This is a genomic window from Okeania sp. SIO2F4 (genome assembly GCF_010672385.1).
GTDB lineage: Bacteria > Cyanobacteriota > Cyanobacteriia > Cyanobacteriales > Microcoleaceae > Trichodesmium.
The window spans coordinates 1-10,538 of record NZ_JAAHGT010000276.1 but is presented as its reverse complement, the minus strand read 5'-3'; the positions used below and the strand labels follow the sequence as shown (position 1 = coordinate 10,538).

The window sequence follows — 10,538 nt, the reverse complement described above, 5'->3', positions numbered from 1 at the left end:
TGTGTGGTAGTCACCATGACCGGGATATCAACGCTGCAATTAACATTTTGGCTGCTGGACTAGCAGTGTCAGCCTGTGGAGCGACTGTAAGACCTGAAGGGAGTAAATCTCGTTTATGCGAGTGCTATGTTAGCGCAGCTCCTCTGCAAGAGGCAGCAGGAAACCCCTAACAGCGATGCTAGGGAATCCCGCGCTGCAGGTGCAAGTGCAGCGTCGGGAGGATGTCAATTAATAAATATAGTCTTCTTGGAAATAATACTTAAATTCAACGACATTATTGGATGGATCGAGAAGTGCAACAGTAAGATGTTTTTCTGGTAGTTCAGCAAAGCGCATTGAGGGTTCTTCTAGAAAACGAACACCATATTTTTTTGCTGATTCTATTGTTTGATCGAAGGTAGATTTTTCAAGAAATGTCCGCCCAAAATGGCGAGGATACATCTTCGGATTGGGATCTATTTCATTGGGTGCGAGATGGCAAACGAGTTGATCGCCGAAAAAATCTAAGGTGATTCGATCCTGATATTCCCGAGCTAGACGACATCCCAAAATTTCAATATAAAACTGTTTAGCTACTTTTAAGTCATGGGTAGGAATTGCCAAGTGAAAAATACTATCTGTCTTCTTGTTTAGTGTCATTAAATTTAATTTTCTATTAAATTAAACATCGACTTATTCTGACTGCTCTTATGAAAAGTTTCCAGGGTGTCACTTCGCAAACCGAGTCTCAAGGTTTCCAAAGAAATGACATCATCCACTGCAATATTTCCCAAGTTTACTAAATGTCCGAACTTTTTAATTGACCAGACTTGTTGTGCTTTTTGTGGCGTTTCAAAGATTAGATCGTTGAAGTCTATTTGAGTCAGTATTTCTTCTACAAGTCCAAAGCGAACTTCTCCATTGCTACGATATATTCCTGCTGTACCATTTTCACGAGCTTCGGCTATGACTTTCCAAGCTCCAGCAGCAAGTTCAGCTTTAATATTTTTGATCCAAATGTAAGGCGGAATTACCTTTTCTGGATCTTTGCTCCCCACTTCGGTTGACATCCTCCCGACGCTGCACTTGCACCTGCAGCGCGGGATTCCCTAACATCACTGTTAGGGGCTTTCTGCTTCTTAGCACCCGCCCTCCGAGATTTACTCCCTTCGGGTCTTACGGTCGCTCCACAGACAAGCCAGCGCGGTCTTGGGGGTCTCCCCCATGAGCGACTGGCGCTGACACTGCTAGTCCAGCAGCCAAAATATTTATACTTGCATTTATATCGCGGTCATGGTGCGCACCACACTCTGAGCAATCCCACTCTCTAATATTTAGAGGTAATTTCTCCACTACATGACCACAATTAGAACAACGCTTTGAACTAGGGAAATATCGGTCAATTTTTATCAATTGTCTTCCGTACCATTCCGCTTTGTACTCTAATTGTCTCACTAATTCTCCCCAGTTAGCATCTGATATTGCTCTTGCTAACTTGTGATTCTTGACCATGTTGTTAACTGCCAAATCCTCAACTACTATTGTTTGGTTTTCTCTAATTAGTCGTAGGGGAGCCGTCGGATTGGCGACGTATGTCAGCTTATGGGTGTAGTCTCCTCTTGAATCTTTAATCTTAGCGTGTATTCTAGCTACTTTGAGTCTGGCTTTGTGATAGTTATTAGACTTTTTGTCGGGTTTTTTATCTAGGGATTTCTGGGCTAACCTTAGTTTTTTATGTAACCTCTGAAGATTTTTTGGGTTGGCAACTTTTTCTCCATCACTGGTAGTTAGTAAACTGGTAATTCCGCGCGTCAATACCTACTTGTTTGGTAACAGGTTTGAGTCTCAAATCTCTAGTGTCATTGACTCTCACAGATATAGACCATCTACCACTAGGGTCAAGTTTGACAGTAATTGTACTAGGTACACAACCTGCTGGTAGTTGTCTACTCCATCTGACAGGTAATTGTTCTGCACATTTAGCCAGATAGATTTGACCATCTTTCCACTTAAATGCTGCCTTCGTAAATTCTGCACTACCACCGTTACGCTTTTTCTTGAAGTTGGGGTATTTAGTCCGTCCACTAAAAAAGTTGGTGAAAGCAGTCTGTAGATGTCTTAAACTTTGCTGCAACGGTACACTGCTTACTTCAGTCAGAAAATCTAAATCTTCCTGCTTTTTCCAGGAAGTTAGCATGGCTGAAGTTTGCTTGTAACTGACTCGCTCTTTATTCTCATGCCAAGCTTGAGTTCTAGCTGCTAAGGCTTTGTTATAGATGAGTCGCACACAGCCCAAAGTTCTCCGCAACAAGTTTTCTTGTTCTGGAGTGGGGTAAAACCTAAATTTGTACCCTTTCTCAACCATTTACTGCTTAGTTATCCAATATTTTTTAGAATATAACATATTATGTGTGAAACCGCTCTTAGGGACTTGCGATTCCCATACGACGCTCCCTTGAAGGAGAGCGCGGGTCTTCTCGCAACACTTTGATAAAAAAACAAAAAAAATATCATGCAGGCAGGTTGGAAAATAGGCAGTTTATTTGGTATCCCTTTATTTCTGGATTACTCGTGGTTAATTATTTTATTTTGGGTAACATACATCAATACTCAAGATTATCAAGAAAGAGGTCTTTTTTTAGCTTGGGGTGCTGGATTGGTAATTGCTATATTACTATTTTGCTCGGTAGTATTACATGAATTAGGTCATAGTTTAGTTGCTATTTCTCAAGGAATTAAGGTTGATTCTATAAGGTTATTTTTATTTAGTGGAGTTCCTTCAATAGAACGAGATTCTAGAACTCCTGGAGAGGCTTTTCAAGTAGCGATCGCCGGACCTTTGGTGAGTTTGGTTTTATTCTTTTTATTAGGTTTAATAAGTTTATTATTCCCAGCATCAAGTTTGGTTGGGGAATTAATGAGTAGAGTGGCAGAAATAAATTTAATTTTAGCGATTTTTAATATAATTCCTGGCTTACCTTTGGATGGCGGACAAGTATTAAAAGCGGCTGTTTGGAAAATAACTGGTAGTCGTTTTACAGGGGTAAGATGGGCGACTAAAAGTGGTAAAAGTTTGGGATGGTTAGGAATTAGTTTAGGGTTGATAATTGTTTTGACGATTAGAGATTATGGTGGTTTTTGGATTGCTTTAATTGGTTGGTTTGCTCTGCGTAATGCCAGAATTTATCAGCGCATAACTGATTTACAGTCAGCGTTAATTAATATTAGAGCTACAGAGGTAATGACTCAAGATTTTCGTGTAGTAGATGCAAATTTAACTCTGAGTCAGTTTGCCGATAAATACCTTTTAAAAAGTTCTAAATTTTCAACTTATTTTGCTGCTTATAGGGGTCGTTATCTTGGTTTAGTTTATGATGATGCTATTCGTTATATTGAAAAAAGTTATCGGGATACTCAAACTTTAAGGATGATTATTTGCCCTCTAAATCAGATGGTTACTGTGTCAGAAAAAGTTAGTTTATTAGAAGTTATTAATAGAATGGAGTTTCATCAACAAAGGCAAATAACTGTACTTTCTCCTGCTGGAGCAGTAGTAGGAATAATTGATAAGAGTGATATTGTGCGAGGAATAGCTAAATACTTGAAACTGAATATTTCAGAAGCAGAAATTAAACGTGTGAAAACAGAAGGTAATTATCCGTCGGGAATGAAGTTAGAAGCAATTGCTAAAGTTACTAATTTCAAAGGGAGTAGGGAGTAGGGAGTAGGGAGTAGGAGGGGTGAACGAAATTTTGCGTGGGATAAAGAGCGTTGTATCCAAAAAATCACCATTAACTAAGGCTTTTAGCTTTTTAGCTATATGTTCCCCACAGGTTTTTTTTTCGCTCACCCGAGTAGGAGAGTGGGAGAGAAGTAAAAGTATGAATCATTATGGCTTGCTGATTAATTCTCAAAGCATTTACAGATAAAGACTTTAGCCTTTTTGGGTTTCAAAAAAGTGCCAGATTTTCAGTCTAAAACGCTCAAAAAGTTAGCATTTTTGGCAGACAAGCGCAAAAAAGTTACTCCCCCACTACCCTTATATTCTAGACTTTTATAGTGAAGGCTTCATATAAGTTTTACTGATTAACTTAGCTTTTAAAATTGTTTTTACAAATCTAATCAGCCTCATTTTTCCCAGATTGTGACAAAATATTTCACGAGCTTGCGTTATTTCAGAGATTTGGTATCATACCCTGTACATAAGATATTGTGCCAATCTTCTGTCTAAACCTCAAAAAAGACTAACTTTAAAGCTCTACAATCAAGTATTATCGTTAATTACACCTCAAATTTAGCAATTTTTAGCTTAGGAAAAGTAAGCTCAAAAAAACAAAATTCAGATAAGTACAAATATTTAAGAAATTGTCTAATTTGACAAAAAGATGGATATAAGGTATTTAGCTAAGATACTTAATATCTAAATATCTCTAGTTCTGAAGCACAAAACTAATTTTTTTCAGGCAAGAAAAAGAGGCGATCGCGACAGCGATGCGGAGCATTATCGCTGAAATTATTTCTTTGATCTGAGATGCTTAAAAATAGCTGCTTCAATTCATATTAGACAGTTATCTCGATCATTTTTACCTTTTTTCTTTTTTCAATGTTTACTCCTCCTTCTTTCTTCCTTTTTCCTTATTCCTTTTTCCTTACTTCTACCAATTAAATTTCATACCTAAATATTCCTCTAAACGTTGATTATGAGGCTGAAAATAATCGTTTAATTTTTGTCGAAGTGACTCACTAATAGATGAATAAGAACCAGAATTTAATTTGGGATAATTTTGTATTTGATAATCTTGCAAACCTAGAAAATTGAAAACTTGCTTCATTGTGGTTTTCGGGTCACTATAAAATTCTTCACTAGGCAAAATTAACAACTGTTCTCTAGGAAAAATATTCAACCATTTCTTCAGCCAATCTAAATAGACACTAGAAGCTATATAATCTCCCTGATAATTCCAATAATCTTTTTCTTTGACTAAACTAGATGAAATTTTTATCAGTTTTTCCAGTCTAGAATTAATTACCTCTTCCACAGACATATTCTCTGCGTTTGAACGGACTTCGTGATAATAGTTAGATATGGTTCTATCTACTGGATTTCTTAATAGAACAATTAGTTTAATTTTAGGAAAAAAATGAAATAGTCTAGCAGGAATATCTGGAGCATCAAAATAACTAGGACTTGCTTCTCCAGTCAAGAATTTTTCTGACTCTGGAATTGCTGGAAAATGTGCCCGATACCAATCTAAGCCTCGATGGAAATAGAAAGACCAAAAATCAATTTCTTTTTTAATTGCTGGTAAAATTTGTGGATGTTGAATTAGATAATGATAAATAGATGTAGTTCCTCCTTTTTTGACTCCAATTATAAGAAAATTGGGTGCGGAGATTTTAGCCAAGTTTTGGGATTTTAGAAAAAAGTTAGGATAGTTTTGTTGAATTTGTTGTTGAGAGGCAGTTTGATAAATTTTTATTGCTTCAGTTTTTCTATTTACTTGAGTTAGAGCTTCAGCTAAGTTGAGATAACGACAGATTGAGTTATTTGGAGAATCAATAAATTTTTGAAATAAATTAACTATTTTTTGGAGCTTATCTTGCTTCTGAAAAGTTTCCCACAGACGAATATCAGACCACCAAGCAAAATCAGGGTTAAGTTCTATAGCACGATGGTAAGCAATGGTAGCTTCTAACCATTTTTGTTGTTTGGTTAATGCCAATCCTAGGTGATAGTAAGATTGACTATCTGGGTTAGCTTCAACGACAGAATAAAATGAATTTAGTTGTTGTTCTAGTTGAATTTTTTGTCGGAATATTTTGCCGAGTTGCTGATAAATTTCTATTTGATTGGGTAATATTTCTAGCAACAGGTAATAAATAATGATGGCTCCAGAGATTTGATTTTCTTGTGCTAGATAATTTCCTAATTCTAGGTATATTTCTGGATTTGCTTTGATGAGATATAGTAATTTTTGATAAATCGGATACCGGTCAGGATTTTTAATAATTTGGCAATAATAATTGATAGTTTCATCTAAATTTGACTCACCAAGTTGAGCAAAAGCATCTCCTAACTGTAGGTGCATCCAAGTTAGATTAGGAGTAATTTGAGCAACTTCTAAATAAGTAGCGATCGCTTCGTCTAATCTTTTTTGTCTAAGTAAAATATCTCCCAAACATTGGCGATACCAAACTACTTCTGGATTGAGTTTTATTGCCTGACGATATGCTGTTTCTGCTGCTTCTAGTTTTCCAATTTTAAAGAGAATATCTGCTAATTTTTGATGAGTTCCTTTGATTTCTGGATTGAGTTGAATAGCTTTTTGATAATAAAGAATTGCTTGGTCAAATTCTCCTAGTTTAAATAAGGCTTCTCCTAATTTATGGTAAGTCCAATAATTATCGGAATTAATTTGAAGAAAATTTTGGTAGGCGTTAACTGCTTCTTCCCATTTTTCTAGTTGAAGTAACGCATTTCCTAAGTGATGATAAGACCAAGGAAAATCAGAATTTAGTTCTATGGCTTTTTGGTAAGTGGTAATAGCTTCTTCCCACTTTTGTAATTTAGTTAAGGCTTGCCCTAGTTTATAGTAAGACCAAGAAAAATTAGGGTTGAGTTTTACTGCCTGGCGGTAGTTAGTAACTGCTTCTTCCCACTTTTGTTGTTCTAGGAATTTTTCTGCTAATTCGTAGTAGTTCATCTCTAGTTTCCCTGTTAAATTTTATATAGAAGCCATTTGATATCTTTTAGATTTCTTCTAAGTAAAATTCCTAAATATTCGATTGTCTTTGAGTCAGGAAATTATGTTGAATAAAAAATCATGCGTATAGGCGAACAACCCCCTCTACTTTTTATCGTATCAAAATTTTTGTGGGGATGCAACGGAAAATCCTTTGAGGCGCTGATTTTTTTAGGAGCTTTATAAAATGAAAATGTTTGTGCTTTTTCACTGAGGAGTTATGGATGGAAAGACTAGTTCGGGGGAAGAACAAGCATATTATCTTATGTATGGGAGCTTCAGTGGATGAAAAATTGCTACTATTATTCCTTATAAAGTAAAATTCCTAAATATTCGATTGTCTTTGAGTCAGGAAATTGCATTGAATAAAAAATCATGCGTATAGGCAAACAACCCCCTCTACTTTTTATCGTATCAAAATTTTTGTGGGGATGCAACGGAAAATCCTTTGAGGCGCCGAATTTTTTTCAGGAGCTTTATAAAATGAAAATGTTTGTGCTTTTTCACTGAGGAGTTATGGATGGAAAGACTAGTTCGGGGGAAGAACAAGCATATTATCTTATGTATGGGAGCTTCAGTGGATGAAAAATTGCTACTATTATTCCTTATAAAGTAAAATTCCTAAATATTCGATTGTCTTTGAGTCAGGAAATTGCATTGAATAAAAAATCATGCGTATAGGCAAACAACCCCCTCTACTTTTTATCGTATCAAAATTTTTGTGGGGATGCAACGGAAAATCCTTTGAGCCGCTGATTTTTTTTAGGAGCTTTATAAAATGAAAATGTTTGACAATTTGATAAATCCAGAAACTCAAAGACTAGCTTCATAATAATTTTTGGTAGAACTTCAGAGCTTTAGCAGAGTTTATAGGCAAGCATTTCCTACGGAATGCTGCGCAAACAGCCATCAGCTATTGATGATAGAAGGAGGTCATTTCAGCTATCAGTTATCAGTTATCAGCGAACCTCCGACTCAAGTCGGAGGCTTGAAATACTGAGTTAAATATTTTTTTCATCCTCTTAAAAGAGGAGGTTTTAGACCTCCGAATTTGGTAAAAGCAACCTTTGAAGCGGAATGTGGGTTGTTAGAGAAAGTAAACCTTTCACCTAAGTGTTATTCCAGAAATTTTCCTTCTAACTCCTAGTCATCTACCTGAAGTTTCCCAATTAAATCTCATACCTAAATACTCCTCTAATTTATGATTAGAATCTTGAAAGAAATAACCCATTTTTTGCCGGATAGCATCTTTGATATCGGGATAAGAACCTATATTGAATTTTTGATAATCTGGAATTTGATAATCTGGCAAACCTAAAAATTTGAAAACCTGCTGCATAACATTTGGTGGATTGATATTAAAGTCTTCGGTTTTGAGAATTAAAAACTGTTCTTTGGGAAAAATAGCCATCCATTTCTGCAAAAATTTTATGTAAACTCCTGGAGCCAAATAATACAAATTTTGCTGCCAATGATTTAAGGAAAAAGTTGAGCTTTCTCTAAAATTTTCTAAAATCTCTAATTCATAATTTATTGCCGTTTCTAAATCACGATTTTCTTTATTTAATCTCACCCAGTGATAATAGTGAGAAATTGCTCGGTCTATAGGATTTCTGAAAAGAATAATTAGCTTGATTTTGGGAAAGAAACTAAAAATTCTAGTTGCAGCTTCCAAGTTACCAAAATATCCGGGACTTGCTTCACCTGTTAAATAATTTTCTGATTTGGGAATGGGAGGAAAATGAGCTAAATACCAATTTATTCCTTTAGCAAAGTTGCCAGACCAAAAGTTTATTTCTTTAAGAAGAGGAGGTAAAACTTGTGGGTGTTGAGTCAGATAAGTATAAAGAGAAGTTGTTCCGCCTTTGCCTACTCCAATAATTAAAAAATCTGGTTTTCTAATGGCTTTTTGAAATTGTTCTAAATTCCAGTGCTTTTCCATAAAATTAGGGTGAGACTTTAAAATTTTTTGGTAACAAGCAGTTTGATAACAAATAGTTGCCTCATCAATTTTTTCTTGGCTAGTTAAAATTTGCCCTAGATTTATATAAGTCAAAATAGATTGGGGATTAAGTTCAATTTTTTTTTGGTAGAGTTTTGCAGCTTCGTCTAACTTATTCGTTTTATGTAAGACATTTAATAGTATTGATAACCCACTATCTGCCCAGGAAATTTCGGGATTAATGGAAATGGCTTGCAAGTAAGAGTTTGCCGCAGCTTCCCATCGATTATTTTTAACAAAAGCATCTCCTAATAATTTATGAAGTTCATAAATTTCTGGTTGAATTTTAATAGCTTGTTGATAACAAGTAATTGCCCTTTCTAAATCTCCCTGTTGAACTAAAGCTTTTCCTAAGTAAGTCCATAACCAAAAAGCATTAGGGTTAAGTTTAATTGCTTGATGATAAATAATAATTGCTTCATTCCATTGGTCTTTTTTGAGAAATATTTCCCATAAACATATATGAGACCAAGGAGAATCTGGATTTAACTGAATAGCTTTGAGATAATTAGGAATTGCTGCATCAATTTGATCTTTTTCGACTAAAGCATCTGCTAATAATTTATGAATTATGTCAAGGTGGGGTTGCTGTTTAAGTGTGTCTTGATAATAGGCGATCGCTTCATCTATTTTTCCCTGTTTAATTAGAGCTTTTCCTAAATGTTGATAAGACCAATATAAGTCTGGTTTAATTTCAATAGAACGTTGATAAGCAATAACTGCTTGATGCAATTTTTTTTGTTGAGTTAAGGCTTCTCCTAATTTATAGTAAGACCAGGGAAAGTTGGGATTAAATTGAATTGCATGACAGAAAGCGTTTACTGCTTCATCCCAGTTTTTTAGTTGTATGAAGACTAACCCTAATTTATGATGAAACAATGATACTTTTGGATTGTATTTAATAGCTGTTTCATAACAGGCGATCGCTTCAGATAATTGTTTTTGTTTGACTAAGATATCTCCTAATATTTTATGGGTTTCTATTTGTTGGGGATTTAATTGTATTGCTTGGCGATAATTGGTAATTGCTAATTCTATTTTTCCCATTGCTTGTAATACTTTTCCTTGAGTATTGTAGGCGGGGGAAAAGTTAGGTGAATCTTCTAAAATGCTTTGACAAATTTCATAAGCTGCTTCTAATTTTCCCTGAGATAAGTAAATTTCAGCTTCTTGTTGTTTGGGCAATACTAAAGCTTGACTATTTTGATTGAAAGACATATCTGAATTTCGTAATTTTTTACAGGTAAATTGTAAATATTCAGCGGTCAGCTAGCCTATTGCCTCCTCCGGAGGAGCTGCGCTAACAGAGGAGCTGCGCTAACGGCTATTAGCTATCAGCTTGATTAGGTTTAAAAGAGGAAAAAGTAGTTGACAGCTTTCAAAAAGTTAAAGGTATGGTTTATTAATGGATAATGGATAATTAGCTCTCCCTTTTAGGGAGAGGATTGACTAAATATTCAGCGGAAATTTATGGAGAAATGGTGTGAGCTAGATGATTCATTAAAAGTAAGCATTCAACTATTAGCATTCAGCTTTTTAAGATAATAAGTAGTCATGCACAATTAATTAAACATATTTTACAGCTAAAAATCTAATGCTGTAAAAATTACAGGGAATAAAATTAGGTAATTAATTTTGTCTAAGCACTTAACTTGACTTCGGTTAGCTAACGATCTTTATTCTTTCCTGCGGAATGCTGTACAAACATATTTCACTTCTTGGAAACTAATTCCTCCTGACAAAATAATGAGTTAATGACTCATAGCTAAAGGCTGAATGTTTACAGTAAATTTGATTATAGGAATCAGACATAA

Annotated in this window: 7 protein-coding genes; 1 reads left to right on the top strand and 6 read right to left on the bottom strand. The window is 35.1% G+C overall.

Annotated features, from left to right (window positions below; genetic code table 11):
• Positions 1–228: 228 nt before the first annotated feature.
• From F6K22_RS18200 to F6K22_RS43540, 4 genes are all read right to left on the bottom strand, one after another.
• Positions 229–639, bottom strand: a complete 411-nt coding sequence (locus F6K22_RS18200; protein WP_293100701.1) for a VOC family protein — start codon at positions 637–639, stop codon at positions 229–231.
• Positions 640–644: 5 nt separating this feature from the next.
• Positions 645–1,049: a phosphosulfolactate synthase gene (locus F6K22_RS18195; RefSeq protein WP_293100698.1), complete on the bottom strand. Its 405-nt coding sequence runs from the start codon at positions 1,047–1,049 to the stop codon at positions 645–647.
• A 106-nt stretch (positions 1,050–1,155) separates the two neighbouring features.
• Positions 1,156–1,794, bottom strand: a complete 639-nt coding sequence (locus tag F6K22_RS43545; RefSeq protein ID WP_483244145.1) for an RNA-guided endonuclease TnpB family protein — start codon at positions 1,792–1,794, stop codon at positions 1,156–1,158.
• Positions 1,757–2,344: an RNA-guided endonuclease InsQ/TnpB family protein gene (locus tag F6K22_RS43540; RefSeq protein ID WP_483244144.1), complete on the bottom strand. Its 588-nt coding sequence runs from the start codon at positions 2,342–2,344 to the stop codon at positions 1,757–1,759. The genes F6K22_RS43545 and F6K22_RS43540 overlap by 38 nt, the downstream gene beginning before the upstream one ends.
• Positions 2,345–2,491: 147 nt before the next feature.
• Here F6K22_RS43540 and F6K22_RS18185 point away from each other — a divergent pair, with 147 nt between their 5' ends.
• Positions 2,492–3,700 (top strand): site-2 protease family protein, encoded by a 1,209-nt coding sequence (locus F6K22_RS18185; RefSeq protein ID WP_293100696.1) that lies wholly within the window; start codon positions 2,492–2,494, stop codon positions 3,698–3,700.
• Between the two features lie 934 nt (positions 3,701–4,634).
• Here the strand turns inward: F6K22_RS18185 and F6K22_RS18180 are convergent.
• Both F6K22_RS18180 and F6K22_RS18175 read right to left on the bottom strand, forming a co-directional pair.
• Positions 4,635–6,683, bottom strand: a complete 2,049-nt coding sequence (locus tag F6K22_RS18180) for a tetratricopeptide repeat-containing sulfotransferase family protein (RefSeq protein WP_293100694.1) — start codon at positions 6,681–6,683, stop codon at positions 4,635–4,637.
• A 1,186-nt stretch (positions 6,684–7,869) separates the two neighbouring features.
• Positions 7,870–9,942 (bottom strand): tetratricopeptide repeat-containing sulfotransferase family protein, encoded by a 2,073-nt coding sequence (locus F6K22_RS18175; protein WP_293100691.1) that lies wholly within the window; start codon positions 9,940–9,942, stop codon positions 7,870–7,872.
• Positions 9,943–10,538 lie beyond the last annotated feature (596 nt).